Source organism: Paraburkholderia sp. MM5477-R1 (genome assembly GCF_050436385.1).
Taxonomy (GTDB): domain Bacteria; phylum Pseudomonadota; class Gammaproteobacteria; order Burkholderiales; family Burkholderiaceae; genus Paraburkholderia; species Paraburkholderia tuberum.
Window position 1 is genome coordinate 1214884 of the sequence record NZ_JBNDMC010000003.1, and the last position, 16354, is coordinate 1231237.

Below are 16354 nucleotides of genomic sequence, written 5' to 3' on the forward strand. Positions count from 1 at the left end.
TTATGTGCGTATACGTTGCGCGTGTTTCGGCGTGCTTCTCCGGTTTTTATAGTCTTTATATATGTATACGTAGTAATAGTTAACAAGTGGGGCGTTCGGCTGTGGATAACGTGGAAGTTCGTTTACGGATCAATGCGCTGCAGAATCGATAACCCTTGGGAGCGCGGGCGGACAGGTTAACGGAGCCAGGGAGAATTTTTAGCCGACCGGTTACCGCGGCGCATTTATCAAGGTTTCGCCCACAATGTGTTCGGCTGTTTTTACAAAAGTTTTCCAAAGGGGGATGTGGATAAGTGGCCTCGAGTGGAAGGCCATTTTTTGAAGAAGATCTCGCAGAAAGCAAATCTCCGCGCGTTTTACGTAACAGCCCAAAGCAATGCTGTTCCCGCCAGTCTCAACGGAATCACGGGGCACGTGTCGGTGTCGGCTTAAGCGTAGTGGTAACCAGGTTGGCTATTGCCTTCTTCGTTTGCTCCGTCGCGCTCTCGTCGTACCCGATTGTCACGCCCCGTTCGACACAGGGGTCCGCATATGAGAACGGCAGGTTGCTTTTGACGTTAAGCAAATGTCCCGCACTGCGTTCTTCCCATGCACAATTGCGCACTGTTTGCGCTTTCGGCAGGGAGGTTGGATGTGCGAAGGCGCGCGCATCGAAAATATGATTAACTCCGGCAAACTCGGTCAGCTCTACGTCCGCCCCCTTGGCTTTCAGCCGTTCCACATAGGCCTTGCAAGGCGCGACCGGGTCATAGTTGTCTGCGCTTCCATGGAATATGCGAATGGGAGCCTGTGATACGTTGTCGTCATCGAGGTAGTGGGCACTGCAGTCTGGGTAAAGCGGAACATAGGCTGCAAATCCTGGAGTCGACGCATCGGCATGCGCTTTCTGGAAGCGCACCATGCTCGCGTAGAGCGTGTCTTGCCCTCCACGGGAAAAGCCCATTAGCATCACGCGGCTCGCGTCGACATGAGGGTTTTTGGAAATAAGGCTGAGCGCGCGATACGCGTCTTCTGTCTGGGCGAGTCTGCCAAGCTGACTCTGGTCATTGATTGTGTTTTCTATGCCTCGGCTCGTGAAACTGTCGACAACGAAAGTGGCAACGCCCAACGACAGGAACCACTGCTCCCAGTCCGCTATCTGGCCGCCGATACCCCCAGACGGGTGCAGCAGTATGACGGCGGGCAGCCTGTCGGTCCCGGATCGAGGCAGCCGCAATTCACCGGCTATCGTCACGCGCTTGCCGTCTTCGCTTCCGGCCAGAAATTGCTCGTCTGTGAGCGTCATCGACTCGAATGGAATGACTTCCATTCGCGCCACCTGCGCGTAGGGGACGCGCGGAATGCAAAGGAGCACAAGGACTAGCAAAAGGAACGGCAAGCCTCTCACACTTGCGAACATGGCCGTCTCCCATGAGTACGGACAGAGTTATTTATGCAGCGTTATAGGCGGTCCGGGCAGGAATGCAATGCAAATGACAGAATTGTCGTGATACGACAGACGGTGACGGCAGACGGCAGGCACTTTATCGATTCGCCGGGTCGCGCATGTCCAGAAAGTCGAGGATTCGAGTCGCTTTTAGCCGTCCGGAGTCGCCGAGCGCGGTCGGCGCGCGAGCGTAGCGCCGATTTCACTTCGCCGCCCCCAGGTTGATTCCTGACCGGGAGATGTTTGGCCTGAATGTCGACTCCGCGAGCAGGAAGAAAAGCTCAAGCAGTATCAGCACGTCGACGTATTGTTCATCAGCCTGACTATTAATGAAAAGTTTAAAACTCTTATTGAACGGGTCGACCGGTATCGAAGTGATGCACTATCGTTCAGCAACAGGACAATCGCAAATGCTGGTGTTGAACGGATAGTTCAACACGCGATGGCCGCCGCCGAAAATCAGATTTGTGCACAAACTGTCCTGACGCCACTGGATGAATTTGCGGCGCGGCGCGCGGAGCAAGCCAGCAGGATGTTGAAAAAGCGCGTTAGGCGCGTGGTCTCGAATCGGGACGCTGACTACGCAGCGCTTCACGATGTACGTATCGCGGGGAAGAGGCTGCGATATTCACTCGAATTCTTCGCGCCGGTACTTGACGACCACTACCTGGCGGCGATTGAACAACTCGCACAGGTCCAGGAGCACCTTGGCCATTTGAACGACCTGGTGACCAGCGAAACCTTACTCCGCGAATATGCTTTTCAGCTCGGCGAACCGCATGCGTTGAAGAAGGCAGTCAAATATCTGGGGGAGCAGCAGCAACTCCACGGACGGGTCGCGCTCGAAATGCTGCGTACAGGCTGTCAGGTGGGGCCGTGAGTACAGCCATTCCTGAATCATTCTAGCTACCAGACGCTTTCCGCTTCCTCGACTCGACCCGTCGCGACAGGTCGGTCAGCAGCCATCTAGCAACTACGTCAGGCCCGTTCATGTCATGGCTGGCGAACTTGATTTCGTCCTCGAAGTAGACGATAACCGTGCCGCTCATGACGCGGTAGCGGCCCCGATAGCGGGTGCCATCCAACTCGACTTCGATTTCCCTGGTTGTTTCGTAATCTTCGACCATCAACACCGCCCTGTAGTAACTATGACCAGTCGAACTTACCCAATCACATGAGGTACGTCAACGACACAGGAGCAGGAGCCTTTCGGTGCACTTCTTCAATGCGGCAGAATGCGGCGTTGCACGGCGTCGTGATGGTTATTGATGTCAATTCGGCCCTAGTGCCGATGTCGCAAATTCTCGCGAACACGCTTGGCCACGAGAACTGTCATGTAATCCATCACCCGCGCGCCGTCGCTGTATTCGGCCCGCGTGTCCTCATACAGCTTCGACACGGTCTCGGTGGGGGTATTGGTGTCGGAGGCAATAGCCTTGATGACATCCTCAGCGTTGGGCTGGGCCATGGCGCTCTCCTAGCGTTGAGTAGGAACGGCAACTTCGGGAGGTCGATTAGACGACGCTGCCCAACCGCATGCAAATTGAATAGACCTATCGCTTCGTTTTGTCTTTAGGGACGCTTTTGTGTTCTGTTGACCACTGGTGCGCTTACTCCACTGCCTGGTGCCCGACACAGATGAGCTGCGAAAGGCACATGTTCGGCGCGCACTGCACAAAATCAATCTTTTCAGCTACTTGTCCCGCTTGCCCGGGAATTGTCCATAGCCTTGCAAACAGATTGTGTGGACAACTTGATGGTCCTGGCATGAGGGCGGCATCTCGAATGCGGTCTGGCAATCGCAAATTAACGGTATATACTGTTTATACCGTTTATCAGTCTGGAGATGGTCATGAGTGAACCCAGCGTGAGGAAGCCGACGAAGAAGGCCTTTCACTTCCCGAAGAATGTCAACGGCCATGCGAAAGCCGATGAGAAGCCAGCGGATGAGAAGAGCGTGGCCGCAGCCGCAGCACCGGATGCCCAGCCGGCTCCGACGAAGGCCGGCAAACAGAAGCGCGCGAAACCCGTTGAGGCAGCGCAAGTCAGTCCGGCAGCCGAGGTGAAAGCGAAACGCGCGAAGAAAGAGAAGGTGGTTCGCGACAGCTTCACGATGCCGAGGTCCGACTACGAGAAAATCGCGGCGCTGAAAAAGAAGTGTCTCGACGCAGGCGTCTCGGTGAAAAAAAGCGAGCTTCTTCGCGCTGGTCTGCTCTTGCTGGACTCGGCCCCCACCGCCGAGGGTCTGCTGGCAGCTGTTTCTGCGGTCGAAACCGTCAAGACTGGTCGACCAGCAAAATCGTAGCTGTACCACGGTCCGAGCGGATTGCCCGTGCGGGCCGGGGTTCGCCGCTGTGCTTCGCTGAATGCTTCTGCACGGTTCCTGGAACATCGGCCACTGTTCCATACGACGCGCGCCATGACGTGATGGAGCGGTCACGAAACCGCGCGGCGATTACAAAAACAGCTGGGTTGGCTGGCACGGATTCCTATGCCCGATAACCACCTTTCCAGTCGATTCGACGCTGACATCAACCACGTATTGTCCAAAGTTTTCGAGATGGGCGGTTTCGTTGAATCGCAAGTCATGAATGCGATGCAGGCGCTTAACCACCTCGATTTGGACCTGGTCGACAGAATCATCGCCGACGAGCGTCGAGTCAATGCCATCGAAGCAGAGGCCGATGAAGAGTGCATCAACATCATCGCGCGGTACCAGCCGGCTGCACGCGACCTGCGTCTGCTGATGGCCATTTCGAAGATCGTCACGAACCTCGAGCGTGCTGGGGATGAAGCGCGGAAGGTCGCTAAGCGGACTCGACGAATTGCAGAAGACCACAATGCACCGACCATCAATGTCGCGGAAATCGCGTTATCCGGTGAGATGGCCATGACTATCCTCCGCGGTGCGCTTGATGCATTCGCGCGCCTCGACACAGTTGCCGCAGCACAAATCGTCCGCGACGACGACGCTATCGATGACCAGTTTCGTTTGTTCGTCCATGAGCTGGTGAAGTACATGATGGAGGCTCCCCGAATCATCCCCATCGCGCTGGACTACCTCTTCATCGCAAAGGCCATCGAACGCATTGGCGACCATGCGACGAACATAGCGGAATTCATTATCTACGTAGTCAAAGGCAAGGACGTGCGCCACGTTTCCCGTGAACAACTCGAACGCGAAGCATTCGGTCAATGATAGAGCGTGAAAGCAGGACGAAGCAGGGAGCGCATCGGTCGCGAAGACGGACTGACAGCGATGCGCTTCTCCTCGCCTTCGCAGTTAGTACGGGATGCACAACGCCATGGCGTCAAGGTGCTGCCAGTCGATGTGGCCATCAGCGTTTGGGACTCGTCGCTTGAGCACAGTGCTGGCATCGTCGCTGACTATCTCGGTCTGTCGGTCTTACGCTTGGTCGACATCCGCTCGAACTGCTGCGGCCGGAGTTGCTCGCAAACCGGCTGATGCCAGCGTCGACTCTGCGCACCTATCGCGACGAGCGGCTCGCACGAGGCTGCGGTCATGTTACCGCACGGCAACGGCCGGGCACTGCGAAGGGGGTCATGTTTGTGACGCTTGAAGACGAGACCGGCAACGTGAATGTAATCGTGTAGCCGAGCCTGCTCGAGAAGCAGAGAAAGGAAGCGCTCGGCGCATCGCTACTTGCCGTGTACGGAACATGGCAATGCGAAGGTGAGGTTCGACATCTGGTCGCGCAGCGCCTTGTCGATATGTCTCACCTGCTTGGCGGCCTGATTACTGCGAGCAGAAATTTTGCTGACTTACCAACGTGCCTTTGGAATCGGCATTTCCTTTCAACAGCCATCTTTCGATTTCCCTCGTCAGCACAAGAGGCGGCTTTTCGACTACGTTGTCTTGCGGCGCTGTTGCTCGCGATGGGTTATGTGGTCCGCCAGCAGCCGTCGCATTGTGGCCAGCAACACCGGTCCGTCCACGGGTTTGGGAAGGAAGCCGTCGTAATTGATGAAGGCCGGTGGACTGGGTTCGCCGGAAACCAGTATGAAAGCAACGTCAGCTAGTCCAGGCAGCGTGCGCAAACGATGACAGAGTTCGCTGCCCGACATCACCGGCATGCGCCAGTCGGCGACCACTATGTCGACTGGGGATTCGATGAACATTGCCAATGCTGACTGGCCGTCGCTCGCGCTTCTTACATCAAATCCGTCAGTGGCACAGATCGCGCCCCACGCGGCCAAAGCCTCCGCATCATCGTCTACCAGCAGTACGCTTGTCATGACCAATTGCAAGAGTCGCCACATGTCGTTTGGCAGCTTGATGCAGGTCAAAGTTCACGGGCCATGCATCGACGCCGCATACGCGCAGGGTGCGGGAACAGGTGGTGGAGGGGGCGCCGGTGCAGGCCAGGTGGCACCGGAATGGGAACGCCGAAAGCAAGCGGCGCTACAAAGTCACCATCTGGCGCGTCCGGCGCAAACACCATGGGTAAGTCGGGCGATATGTCGCAGAAACAGACGAAGCCGAAAATGCAGAAGAAGAGGGAATGAATGCGCCCGCCTCTGACAGCAGTGGAATGAAGAAGACTTACAAGGGTGTCGCTGCGGAGGCACGCCGTTTAACCTGCCAGGTCAGCCTCGCGGTCAGGAGCGCGGTGCGGCAGGACACCAGCGACGCTGGATAGCGTCCGGAACGTCGAGTGGTCGGCGCAAAGCGACAACGAAGAGGCTCGTTGCGAGCATTGCGCCGCTGTCGCTCCGCTTTCAATAATTGCAACTCGACCAAGCGGTCAATGGCGGCTCTTCGTCAGCGCCATTCCAGTTTTCGTCACAGCGGCAGCCGCCCCTTTAGGTCGGCTCCGCTCCCGTCGGCATCGGATTCTTCCTCTTCTATCTGTGCGCGGGGTTGCTCCCAATACTCGTCGGCGCGACCGTCGGGGCTGCCGTCTTTTTCCCGGAGCTCGTAGGCCCGTACACGAATCTTCTCTTCCCGCGAAACGTTGTCCATTGCTCAATCCTCCAGAGATTTTTCGCGAGCAGCTACTCGTGAAGTTGCTCCGCGTGCCAGTTTCACAGCGGAAGGCGAAAGCGTCGATGCGGGAGCAGAAAGGCCCACGCCGACGAACGGGTCGAAGCAATTGGCGTCCGAGTCATGCGTGATGACGCCGCCGCGCCGCGCTTCGCGTTGACTTCCAATCTCGGCGCTTGGTGGCGGATTCTGCTTTTTCGACAGGCGCTCCTGGCTGACTCCGCTTTGAAAGTACGACGCCTGACGAACCGGCGCCGTAAGCGGCAAAGAGACAGACTATCTCCTGGACTGGCTTGATATTCGCGGCTTGCTTGCCCTTCGGCCCTATCTTCACGTCGAAGCTGACCTCCTGATTCTCTTGCGGCGACTTGAACCCGTCTGCGCTGATTCCCGAGAAGAGGGCAAACAGGTCTTCACCGCTGCCATCCGACGTGATGAAACCAAAACCCATCGCATCATTGAACCACTTTACGGTACCGCTTGCCATCATTGTGTCCAGAATCGAAAAGGCTGGCCGCTTCAGGTATCGCCGGTACAATCCAAGGACCTATCGCCTTGACCTTGAACATGACCGGACGCCCAGGCGTACAAGACGATTTTTTGCAGATGCCCGTGAACGACAAGACCACCGTAAACGTGTTCCTCGTGAACGGCATCAGACTGAGCGGTCAACTGGCCGCCTTTGACCAGTTTGCAGTTCTGCTGGAGTCTGGCCCGGGTGCGCAACTTGTCTTCAAACATGCCACTTCGACCGTGTTGCCGGTCAATGGCAGGAGCCAGGCACGTGACCCGACCGAGGTGCCGGTGAGTGGCGACAAGCCGAACCGCGTGCGAGGCCGTGTCCGATGAGAACTGCCATGACATGCTGTCGCTTACGCTTGACCTGCGCATAGCCAGACGACGTCCACGTCGAGAAGTTCAGAAAGGCGCGCACAATCCGTGCTCTTCGGAACGGTAACTCCGGCGCGCCAAAGGGTCACCTCGTGTTCCGGTACGCCGAGTGACCTGGCCACCCGACCGGAGGTCACCTTGGCGCGCTTGATGGTCATGTCCAGTCGTGCAGCGAAGGCCCGCCTGGAGCCGTTGTGTTTGAGAGTGCCTTGCAGATGTACATCAAGATTCGGACGACGATTCATGACGTGCAATGCTCCTGTAACTCATCGTGACCAAACCTACGTGCTTCAGGCTACGAAGGTGTGACACGACTTCGATGTTGATGCTTGCGGTCGAACGCCATCACTCGGGCTGGCATGTCGTTCGCGTGAACTTCACTGCACCTGAACGCCCGTTGCGGCGCGCCTACCCGGAGGTCGGCACCTGTTCGTGCGTCACCGGCTTTGGTCACCAGCGGGTCCGGGAAGTTCCAGTGGCGAATATCTGCTTGCGTGGAAAAGAGCGGCGTTGTTCCACGACCTCGTCACACATCGCGATGATGGTCTCCGGCGAAAGCGCCATCGCAATAAGGACGCAGACGCATCCAGCAGGTGGCGGCGAGAGAAAAAACACCCTTTTTCAAGTGTGCCCCAGATAGGCAGATTCAATTGGCGCCCCGACCGCTGCCGTCCTGTAATTGTATTTTCGTCGTCTGCAGTTCCTGCATCTGTCGACGTCCGCAGAGCACCCTTACGCAGCCCAGTGCTGAGGACGTTGTACGGGCTCGTGGCCAAGACCAATACGCCTGCGGAGCCGGTGTCGAAAATACAGCTGCTCGGGAGCTTCCATACGACGCGCTTCATCAGTTGGTCACCGTTGCCGAACATGCTGGGCGTTGGGCATACATCTTCCGGAGGCGAACATGGCTGATTTTCAGGGACAGGCTGCTACAGCGCAGCAAGCTAATCTTGACTTCTTTTTCGGCCTGGCCAGCAGAATGCTGGAGGGCGAGGAAAAGCTCGTCAGACTGAATCTGGATACGGCGAAAACGACGCTTGCCGATTGGCACCAACGCGAGCAAGACGGGCTGGCGAAGAAGGACCGACAGGAAGTTACCGGTCTGCAAGATGCGCTGGCGCTGCACTCGGCGGAGAAGGTCCTGACGTACGAACGTCAGGTTGCGGAGATTGCGTCGACCACGCAAACGCAACTGGCAGAGGTCGTCAATGCGCGGTACCAGGAGGTCAGCCGCCAGGTTCAATCGTTCGTCGAGAATCTCGCGCAAAACGCCCCGGTCGGCTCCGAAGCCGCAATCGCATTTCTGAAACAAGCTATCACGCTGGCCAACACCACTCAGGAAAGCGTGCAAAAGGCCACGAAGCAGGCAGTCGAAGTCGCGCAAAGTAACCTGGACGCCGCAACAAAAGCCGCATCGGAGGTGACCGAAGCGGCTGACCAGGCAGTCGAGAAAGCAGCAAAAGCGGCGAAGCAATAATTTGAAGGAACGTTGAACCCGTGGTCGCACGGCGCGGCGACCTAACGCGCCTGGCCGCACACTGCGACCTGGCCGCTACCGGACAAGCCCAGCTCTCGTGGGCGCTGGTCGGCCGTTCGGGCGCACGTCATGTCCGCCCACGTCTGTTACCAGGCTCGCGCCGAGACGGGTGCTTTTCAAATTTTGTCGGGAACGGACGTCCCACGTAAAAAAACAGCCTCGTACAGAGGCGGCAAGTCACTACTTGGGAATACTGGGCGATGAAATCTCCCCTTAACGCTAAAGGGGCCTCAGACGTTCGAGTGAGCTGTGCGCCTATTGGACTTCCACTCAGAGAACATTGCGCAACGGGTATTGTTTCGTCAAAGCCATCCAATCCAAAACCGTGGGAGGATCTGTTGCGCACTTCCCGAGGTTCAGGCAAAGGGCTTCAAATCGCTGCAGGAAAACCAGAAGGTAAGCTTTGGCCGGAAGCAAGGCCCGAAGGGTAAGCAGGCAGCGAAAATCTATCCAAGCTAACACCTCAGCGCAACTCGCTGACACGCAAAAGAATGGCCTTAGCTCAATCGCAGTTACGTTATCCGAGACTCCGACAGTGAAGTTGTAGTCTGCTGTGGTACATGGGTCAATCCGGGTAAAACGCCGATTCTGAGCGCTCGACATTTCGCTCGTTCCCGGCGCGGCCGCGTCGAGATGCTTAGCAGCAAAACTCAGAACTCGTTCAGTTCCCGTCGCTCGGGCGGTCTGCACCTGCATAGCTCACGCTTGCTCGATTTGTGCCGGGACGGCCGAGGCGCCGTGCAGTGGCGCCCCACGTGTCCGTGGACTTCGCTCATCTTACGAAAATGCGGCTCGATAGCCGTGCACCGGCCCGAAACCAGATTGAATCCCGAGCGCCGCGATTGAGCGCGGCGAACTCGTGACCGTCATCAAAAGGTGGCGGCGGCCCCCTGTACGAGAGGGTGCTCTGCAGTTGACTTCCGCCTATTGGCAGTGGGCGGGAACACGCTCCACCTGCCGTCATCGTGCCTGAAGAAAAACAACGCGCGCGCTCCGGCTGGTGACGACGTTTCGACGCACACGTAGCGTCTCCCATTCCCTGCGGTGCGACTGAATCTGGTTACATGAACGTGCATCGTGGGAGCCGGTGCGAGCCACTTTTCGACCTGACAACGCAGGGACTGCCCGTTCGTGTTTTTCATGTTCCGCTCCAGCAGGTTTTCCGTTCAGGTAACGGGACGGTTTTCACCGTTCATCTCCTTAACGCCGCAGACGCCCGCAATGTTGACCAGGGATTTGTGATTTCTGAAACCGGATATTTCGAGGTGAGTGGGCCTCAGAGAATTGCCAGGAGCTGGACGGCCGACGGCACAGGCCGGCCCGAACCCTGACCATCGACATCCGCGGCGCCCGCGTTGCCTGAGGGCGACTCCTGTCGCCTCGCCATGCATCGGCAGTTCCGGGTTGCTGATAAATCGACAGGATGGACGCCTTGTCAGACAGGTCCGCGAAGAAGTCCGAGTTTTTGCCGCTCAAGGAAAACGCGAACACCGTGCCTCTCACAGCGCTGCGCGACGGGCAAGCTAGAATTGTGCTTCGACTCACGTAGAGAGAAATGAGCAGATGAATGATGCATTCGAGCGCCGTGCCTTGTTGCTTCACCTTGGAGATGTACTGGAGGTCGTGAACCGTCTCCTGAAATGTGGTGACGGCCACAAGACCGTACGCGAACTGGCCGCAGCGCACGACCCGCTTGAAGGCTTCCCGCTCCTCGAACAGGTATCGCCGCGGATGACAGCAGAGCAGTTTGTTCAGCGAGTGTCAGACGCCTTCTTCGCATGGCCACGGGAACTGCTTGAGCCTGAGCTGAATCGCAAGCGTCTTGCTTCCACTGTTCGACGGAGTCTGTTTGCCGACAACGCAAACGGATGGCGTGCGTACGTCGCTGCGTTGCGTAGCGACGTTCGGTGGTTCGGTGTGGGCTTGCCGTCGGTGAAAGCTGGCGAGGACGTGTGCGCTGACTCGACCGATGGCAGTTCCGAAAGCTTGCAGGCGGACGAGGCTCCGAGCGCTGGCGATGTCGAGCGTAATGACGGACAAGCCGAGGACCAACGGGAGAGCGTTGAAAGCAGTGGGCGAGTCTACCCCTCATGGCCGTGGAAGTCCGACGCGTAAGTTGTGGAGACGACGTGAGGGTAGATGAATGGTTCGCTTGACCTGACTCCACGTCGCCGCTGATTCCGCTGCGTTCGTCGACGTCGACAGGGTCCGAATTGTGCGCGCCGCCGCTCTACGGGAGCGTTACGCTTGGGGCGCTGACAAACCGTGCTGGTAGTACCCCTCGACTGCTTATATCTGTCGTATCGCTCAAGGAAAGACGTAGTACCAACGGACGCGCCTGGTCCCTCCCGAAATTGGAATTCCTCCTGCAGAGTCAGGGAATTTCGCATGCGACGGGCGCCTTTGGGTGGCCGTTGGTTTTGCGGATTCGTGCCACAGCCGATTGGCTCGTGCATCCTTCTTTCTCGCATATCTCCAACGTACGCCATGTCCAGCCAGTCACCACTTCACGACATCATTACCCTCGCCGAAATCCAGTCGCTCGCGGACACGAAAACGTTCGGGCGCGGCAAGGCGTATTTTCATGAGGGCGCCGTATCACGCCTCGAAGAGCGCGATGGTGTCCTTCGCGCGAACGTACGTGGCACGCACAGGTACCGCGTCGAACTTGGCGCGGGCGACGACGGCGAGCTGACCTACGAATGCGACTGTCCGGTCGGCGAGGACGGTATCTTCTGCAAGCACGGGGTCGCGGTCGCCCTGTCGTGGCTCGAGAATACCGGCGCGGAAGTGTTTCATGCCGATGAGTCAAAGCCGGCAAAGCCTCGTAAAAAGCGCAAGACGTACGAGGAGCAGATTCGTGAATATGTTGCGACGCTGAATGCGGAAGCCGTGCGCGAACTGTTGCTGGAAGCGGTCGAGCGCGACATGGCGCTGCGCGACAGGCTGTTGCTCGCGGCGCGTGCGGCAAACGCCGGTGACCTCCCGGGCATGAAGACCGCGGTACGACAGGCGACGCGCATTTCGCGGCCGCTCGACTGGCGCGAAGCCGGCGCGTACGGCGACGGCCTGATGGCGCTCGCGGACATGCTGCGGCAGCGGCTTGCCAGTCCTCAGGCCGCCCAGGTGGTCGAGCTTGCGGAACTGGCGATTGCCGGCGCCGAAGCAAGTCTCGAGCAGATTGATGACTCCCGGGGTGATGTGATGCCGGCCATCATGGAGCTTGCCGCCGTACATCTCGAAGCATGTCGACAGACGCGACCGGACCCAACGAAGCTCGCGGAGCGACTGTTCCGGTTCCAGACCGACGGCATGTGGGATACCTTCTACGATGTGTTGCCGGCTTACGCCGAACCGCTCGGCGACCTTGGGATTCATCGGTACCGCATGCTTGTAGAAAACGGATGGGACGGCCTGCCGGCACTGGCGCCGAGCAATGAGTTTCGCCGGTCGTTCGACCCGCTACGCATGCGACTGGAACGCGCGATGGAGGCGCTGGCCGACCTCGACGGCGATGTGGACGCACTGGTTCGCATCCGGTCAAAGGACCTGTCGAGTCCCTACCGCTTCCTGCTGGTCGCAGAGCTTTGCGCGAAGCACGGGCGCTACGACGAAGGACTCGCGTGGGCCGAACGCGGCCTCATGGAGTCAGGCAAGAACGTGGACCAGCGTCTGCTCGACTTCTGCATCCAGGAGCAACTGCGGCGCGGCGAATTCGAGAAGGCTGATGTGCTCGCGTGGCAGCGTTTCGGGATGCACCCGGGTGCAGAAGCATTCGCCGCCCTGATGGATGTCGCCAGCGCGACTGGCCAGCATGATATGACACGCGAGCGCGCGCTCAATCATCTGTGGAGTCTTGTTCGTGCTGAAGAGGCGCCGACCAAAGCGAAGCGCAATTCCTGGCAGATGCCGACGCGAACCGAACTGGTCAAAATCTTTCTCACCGGGCGCGAGTACGACACGGCGTGGAAGACGTTCTGCGGCGGTCCCGTGGCGACAACTATGTGGGCAACGATGGCATCCATTCGCTCAAAGACCCATCCGCACGACGCCATTGTCCTGTATCACCGCCTGCTACCCATCGCCGCCGAGAGTGGAACGCGTAACGCCCGTTATGAGGAGGCGTTCGGCATCGTGCGGACTATCGGGAAATTGCGAGCAGAACTGAAGGAGCATGCGCAGTTCGCCGATGAACTGCAGACCATCCGCGAGACCTATCGTGCCAAGCGCAACTTCATGAAGCTGCTGGCGACACTGGGTTAGTCGTGGCTGTCTACTCAAGCGCGCGGCCAATCAGGTCCTGGGGCATGCGCTTCGCCCCCGGTTTCGAAGCTGGCGACGATGCGGGAATCCTTGATGAGTTTTGTTCCCTGCACAATACTCCCGCCGACGGCATATTGGCCGTTCGGGGCGATGGCATGTCCCGTGAGGGGTAGCCTCCTTTATATGTTCCGGATGCCGTCCTCGATGTGTCACGAGCGGTGCCAGTCTTTACGATGTCGGGTCGCGTCCCAACGTCTGTGCCAGATTTTCGTAACCAGTGAGTCGGCGGAATTAGCGCTGCCCGGGAATGATGCCGTCCCCATCGACACTTTCCGCCGACCGCGACGCCATGAGCGCATGACATCCGCGAGGTCATCGAGCGACAGCGGTTTGATGAGATGGCAGTCAAATATCCGCTCATCAATCTGAGGTCTGCCTGGGGTATCGGTACTGCCGGTCAATGCGACCAGTTTCGTCAGGGAGCATTGGGCGCGAAGGCGAAGTAGTTGTGCGAGCTCGATGCCATCCATCCCTGGCATCGTGATATCAATCAGCGCAACGTCGGGCGTGAATGATTCCACTATCGAGAGCGCGTCGGGTCCGCTCTGTGCCCGCTTCACCTCGTGCCCCTCCAGCTCCAGCAATGTGCCGAGCGCCGCCGTGGCGTCTGCGTTGTCGTCCACGAGAAGGATGCGAGCCGGTGCCATGGTGCGTGTCGCGGACGCGACGGGGGCACTCGTGCTTTTGCAGACAATGGGGAGCTGCACGGTGACTTCCGTCCCTTGGCCTTCACCGTCGCTCGCAACGATAACCGTGCCGTTGTGTGCGGCAACCAGATGCTTCACGACCGCCAGTCCGATTCCGAGTCCGCCTTCTGCCTTTCCGCGTGCTGACGCCGACTGGGCAAACATCTCGAAGACGTGTGGCAGCAGTGACGGCGAAATGCCCGCGCCGTTGTCCCTCACCGTGATGACCGCAGTGCGGGGCGATGAATCGTGTATCGGCTCGATGCTCAGGTCCGGTGCCTCGACTGACAAAGTGATGTCGCCGCCGGGAGGGGTGTATTTCACTGCATTCGTCAGCAGATTCGATATGACCTGGGTGAGTCGGGCAGCGTCGGCGTGAACGGTCACCGGAAACGGCGGAATGGTCACATGGATGCGGTGCTCACCGTTTTTGACGTCGGCTTTCATCGCCGTCACTGCATCGGCCACGATATCCTGGAGCAGCCCGTATGAAGGGCGAGTGGAGAGCTTTCCATGCCTTATCCGGGACGCGTCGAGCAGGTCGCCGACGAGTCGTTTGAGTATGCGCATCTGCCTGTCGGCGATGCCGAGCGCAGACAACACGGCGGGATTATCTGTAGCGAGCTTTCGTGCGGCCGTCAGGGCACTGTCAATGGGTGCGAGAGGATTGCGCAGTTCATGGCTCAGCAACGCAATGAAGTCGTCCTTGCGTGCTTCGGCGAGAGTCAGAGCATTCCTTGATGCCTCCGCCTCTGACGCGCGCGCTTCGGCGTCGGCCTTTGCCCGGGTCATCGTGAGCGCTGCACAGGTGAAGTTCGCGAGACTGGTGAGGATTCTACGGTCCTCGGTATCGAAAACGCGTCCCCTGTCGTGAGACATCACCCACAGGGTGCCCCACGGGTCAGGTTCGCCCGGAATCGGTACGACCAGTTCTTCGATAATCTCGGGGGCAATGTGTTTCAGAAAGGCGAAGTGGCGCTAGGGAAAGGAAAAGAGTTGCCCCGTTGCCAGTTCAAGCGTCACGCCGCCTGGACTCTCCGCTATCGGGATGGTGCTGCCCACGGCGGCAAGGCATGCACCCGAAACCGCGACCCAGCGGAAGATGGGCGTGCCGTCGGTGTCCGTTTCCACTAGGCCGATGCCCGCGCTGCCCGCATCACACACCCTCAGTGCCATATCCGAGAGCGTCTGCAGCATGGTGCCGTCCCACAACGTCAGTGCCTGTGCCAGACGGTGCATCGCACTGCTTTGCCGCCTCCGCTTCTACCGCCCGGCTTTTGCGTCGGCCTTCGCCCGGAAGGCCAGGGCAATCGCCTAGTTGACAAGTCGAATTTTGACTTCCTATTATGCATACACAGGTGCACACATCTAAGCACACATAATTGTGTGACGTACGCATGTTCGTCGCCGGGATTCCCCTTGTTTGAGAGGTCATCATGGTTCGGCTGTCTCGTTTTACCCGTCAAGCTTTGTTGTGTCTGGTTGCCGCTGGTTGCGTCATTGCCAGTGTGCCGGCTCGCGCTGACGACTCCTCCGCATGGCAGAGCGTGAAAAAGGCAGGTGTCCTGCGATGCGGCGCGGCGGTCGCGCCTCCGTATGTGATGCGCGACCCGAAGACCGGGGAATACAGCGGCTTCTTCTCCGAGCTTTGCCGAAACTTCGGACAGAACGTCCTGAAGGTGAAGGTCGAGTTCGTCGACACCACGTGGGACAACATCGTTGCAGGTCTGCAGTCGGAAAAGTGGGACCTTTCGATGGCGCTGAACGACACACCGGACCGCGAAAAGGCGATTTCCTTCTCGGTGCCGGCAACGGATTACAACGTTTCGTTCGTCTATAACAAGAACAACCCGAAAATTCCGAAGGGTGCTCACACTGTTGCGGAAATTGACAAGCAGGGCGTGACTATCGCGGTCATGTCAGGAACTGCGCAAGACAAGGCTATTTCGGCAGTTATCAAACAGGCTCAAATCATGCGCTTGCCAGGCAACGATGAGACGCGTCTTGCTCTCATGTCGAAACGCGCTGACCTTCTTGCTGACGCCAACATCACTAACATGCTGTTGACCGAGGCGCATCCCGAATGGGCGGCCACCGTCCAGCCGACCCCGCCTCTTGCTCAGCAGGAAGTCGCATTCGGCGTTCGGAAAGAGACGCCTGCGGCTGACATCGCCGTCCTGAACAAGTACGTCAATGAGCAGGTCAAATCGGGCGCCGTCAATCGCCTCATCAAGACATCGGTCCAGGCCATGCTCACCTCGAACAAGTAACACATAGAGAAGTAATACACCGAGCGCTGCGATGGCCCTGCCGGCATCGCGGCGCCGTTCCATTTGCGATGCGTACAAGTTGCGCAAGTCCTCTCTCCCTGTTCCATTTGCATGGCGCTGCAGCCCAGCCCATTTCAATGACTGTTCGGCTACCTGCGGCTTCAGAGTGGCCTCGAGTTATGCGCTCTCGTCGGGGCGCTGTTCAATCAGTCTCCA

17 protein-coding genes and 3 pseudogenes are annotated in these 16354 nt (G+C 58.5%); 10 read left to right on the plus strand and 10 right to left on the minus strand.

The window, feature by feature from the left end:
* Nucleotides 1–403: 403 nt before the first annotated feature.
* Nucleotides 404–1309, minus strand: coding sequence for a dienelactone hydrolase family protein (locus OKW35_RS08875; RefSeq protein ID WP_260321167.1), 906 nt, complete (start codon nt 1307–1309; stop codon nt 404–406).
* Nucleotides 1310–1733: 424 nt separating this feature from the next.
* Between OKW35_RS08875 and OKW35_RS08880 the strand changes: the two genes are divergently transcribed.
* A complete protein-coding gene (locus tag OKW35_RS08880; RefSeq protein ID WP_429551726.1) occupies nt 1734–2306 on the plus strand; it encodes a CHAD domain-containing protein in 573 nt (190 codons plus the stop codon).
* A 22-nt stretch (nt 2307–2328) separates the two neighbouring features.
* Here OKW35_RS08880 and OKW35_RS08885 read toward each other — a convergent pair whose 3' ends face one another.
* Together OKW35_RS08885 and OKW35_RS08890 are read right to left on the minus strand one after the other, a co-directional pair.
* Nucleotides 2329–2553, minus strand: coding sequence for a hypothetical protein (locus OKW35_RS08885; RefSeq protein ID WP_184060931.1), 225 nt, complete (start codon nt 2551–2553; stop codon nt 2329–2331).
* Between the two features lie 155 nt (nt 2554–2708).
* Nucleotides 2709–2894, minus strand: coding sequence for a DUF3562 domain-containing protein (locus OKW35_RS08890; RefSeq protein WP_184060932.1), 186 nt, complete (start codon nt 2892–2894; stop codon nt 2709–2711).
* A gap of 384 nt (nt 2895–3278) precedes the next feature.
* Between OKW35_RS08890 and OKW35_RS08895 the strand changes: the two genes are divergently transcribed.
* The 3 genes and pseudogenes from OKW35_RS08895 to OKW35_RS08905 form a co-directional block, all read left to right on the plus strand.
* Entirely contained in the window at nt 3279–3731 is a 453-nt protein-coding gene (locus tag OKW35_RS08895) for a hypothetical protein (RefSeq protein WP_429407854.1), read from the plus strand.
* A 186-nt stretch (nt 3732–3917) separates the two neighbouring features.
* The gene (gene phoU / locus OKW35_RS08900; protein WP_184060934.1) at nt 3918–4625 is read left to right on the plus strand and encodes a phosphate signaling complex protein PhoU; all 708 of its coding nucleotides are present in this window, start codon (nt 3918–3920) and stop codon (nt 4623–4625) included.
* Nucleotides 4626–4685: 60 nt separating this feature from the next.
* Nucleotides 4686–5203, plus strand: a pseudogene (locus tag OKW35_RS08905) (OB-fold nucleic acid binding domain-containing protein); the annotation flags it as partial.
* Nucleotides 5204–5293: 90 nt separating this feature from the next.
* Here the strand turns inward: OKW35_RS08905 and OKW35_RS08910 are convergent.
* From OKW35_RS08910 to OKW35_RS08920, 3 genes and pseudogenes are all read right to left on the minus strand, one after another.
* A complete protein-coding gene (locus tag OKW35_RS08910; RefSeq protein WP_184060935.1) occupies nt 5294–5683 on the minus strand; it encodes a response regulator in 390 nt (129 codons plus the stop codon).
* 547 nt (nt 5684–6230) lie between these two features.
* The gene (locus OKW35_RS08915) at nt 6231–6410 is read right to left on the minus strand and encodes a DUF2934 domain-containing protein (RefSeq protein WP_184004408.1); all 180 of its coding nucleotides are present in this window, start codon (nt 6408–6410) and stop codon (nt 6231–6233) included.
* 307 nt (nt 6411–6717) lie between these two features.
* Nucleotides 6718–6918: pseudogene (locus tag OKW35_RS08920) on the minus strand (cold-shock protein); the annotation flags it as partial.
* A gap of 68 nt (nt 6919–6986) precedes the next feature.
* Between OKW35_RS08920 and hfq the strand changes: the two are divergent.
* On the plus strand, nt 6987–7280 hold the full coding sequence (gene hfq, locus OKW35_RS08925; RefSeq protein ID WP_260321168.1) for an RNA chaperone Hfq: 294 nt from the start codon (nt 6987–6989) through the stop codon (nt 7278–7280).
* Nucleotides 7281–7303: 23 nt separating this feature from the next.
* Here hfq and OKW35_RS08930 read toward each other — a convergent pair whose 3' ends face one another.
* Entirely contained in the window at nt 7304–7567 is a 264-nt protein-coding gene (locus tag OKW35_RS08930; protein WP_184060937.1) for an XRE family transcriptional regulator, read from the minus strand.
* A 659-nt stretch (nt 7568–8226) separates the two neighbouring features.
* On the opposite strand from OKW35_RS08930, the gene phaP reads away from it, so the two are divergent.
* Nucleotides 8227–8799, plus strand: coding sequence for a TIGR01841 family phasin (gene phaP / locus OKW35_RS08935; protein ID WP_184060938.1), 573 nt, complete (start codon nt 8227–8229; stop codon nt 8797–8799).
* Between the two features lie 411 nt (nt 8800–9210).
* Nucleotides 9211–9318, plus strand: a pseudogene (locus OKW35_RS08940) (cold-shock protein); the annotation flags it as partial.
* A gap of 410 nt (nt 9319–9728) precedes the next feature.
* Here OKW35_RS08940 and OKW35_RS08945 read toward each other — a convergent pair.
* Nucleotides 9729–10001 carry a hypothetical protein gene (locus OKW35_RS08945; RefSeq protein WP_260321169.1) on the minus strand — a complete coding sequence of 91 codons (273 nt, stop codon included), beginning with the start codon at nt 9999–10001 and terminating at the stop codon, nt 9729–9731.
* 421 nt (nt 10002–10422) lie between these two features.
* Between OKW35_RS08945 and OKW35_RS08950 the strand changes: the two genes are divergently transcribed.
* The gene (locus OKW35_RS08950) at nt 10423–10974 is read left to right on the plus strand and encodes a hypothetical protein (protein WP_429407858.1); all 552 of its coding nucleotides are present in this window, start codon (nt 10423–10425) and stop codon (nt 10972–10974) included.
* Nucleotides 10975–11346: 372 nt separating this feature from the next.
* Nucleotides 11347–13122, plus strand: coding sequence for an SWIM zinc finger family protein (locus tag OKW35_RS08955; RefSeq protein ID WP_429551727.1), 1776 nt, complete (start codon nt 11347–11349; stop codon nt 13120–13122).
* A gap of 209 nt (nt 13123–13331) precedes the next feature.
* Here the strand turns inward: OKW35_RS08955 and OKW35_RS08960 are convergent, their stop codons facing one another.
* Both OKW35_RS08960 and OKW35_RS08965 read right to left on the minus strand, forming a co-directional pair.
* Nucleotides 13332–14660 (minus strand): hybrid sensor histidine kinase/response regulator, encoded by a 1329-nt coding sequence (locus tag OKW35_RS08960; protein ID WP_429407860.1) that lies wholly within the window; start codon nt 14658–14660, stop codon nt 13332–13334.
* Nucleotides 14661–14846: 186 nt separating this feature from the next.
* Nucleotides 14847–15107 carry a hypothetical protein gene (locus tag OKW35_RS08965; protein ID WP_260321171.1) on the minus strand — a complete coding sequence of 87 codons (261 nt, stop codon included), beginning with the start codon at nt 15105–15107 and terminating at the stop codon, nt 14847–14849.
* A gap of 197 nt (nt 15108–15304) precedes the next feature.
* On the opposite strand from OKW35_RS08965, the gene OKW35_RS08970 reads away from it, so the two are divergent.
* Nucleotides 15305–16138, plus strand: coding sequence for a transporter substrate-binding domain-containing protein (locus OKW35_RS08970; RefSeq protein ID WP_184060941.1), 834 nt, complete (start codon nt 15305–15307; stop codon nt 16136–16138).
* Nucleotides 16139–16354: the final 216 nt, after the last annotated feature.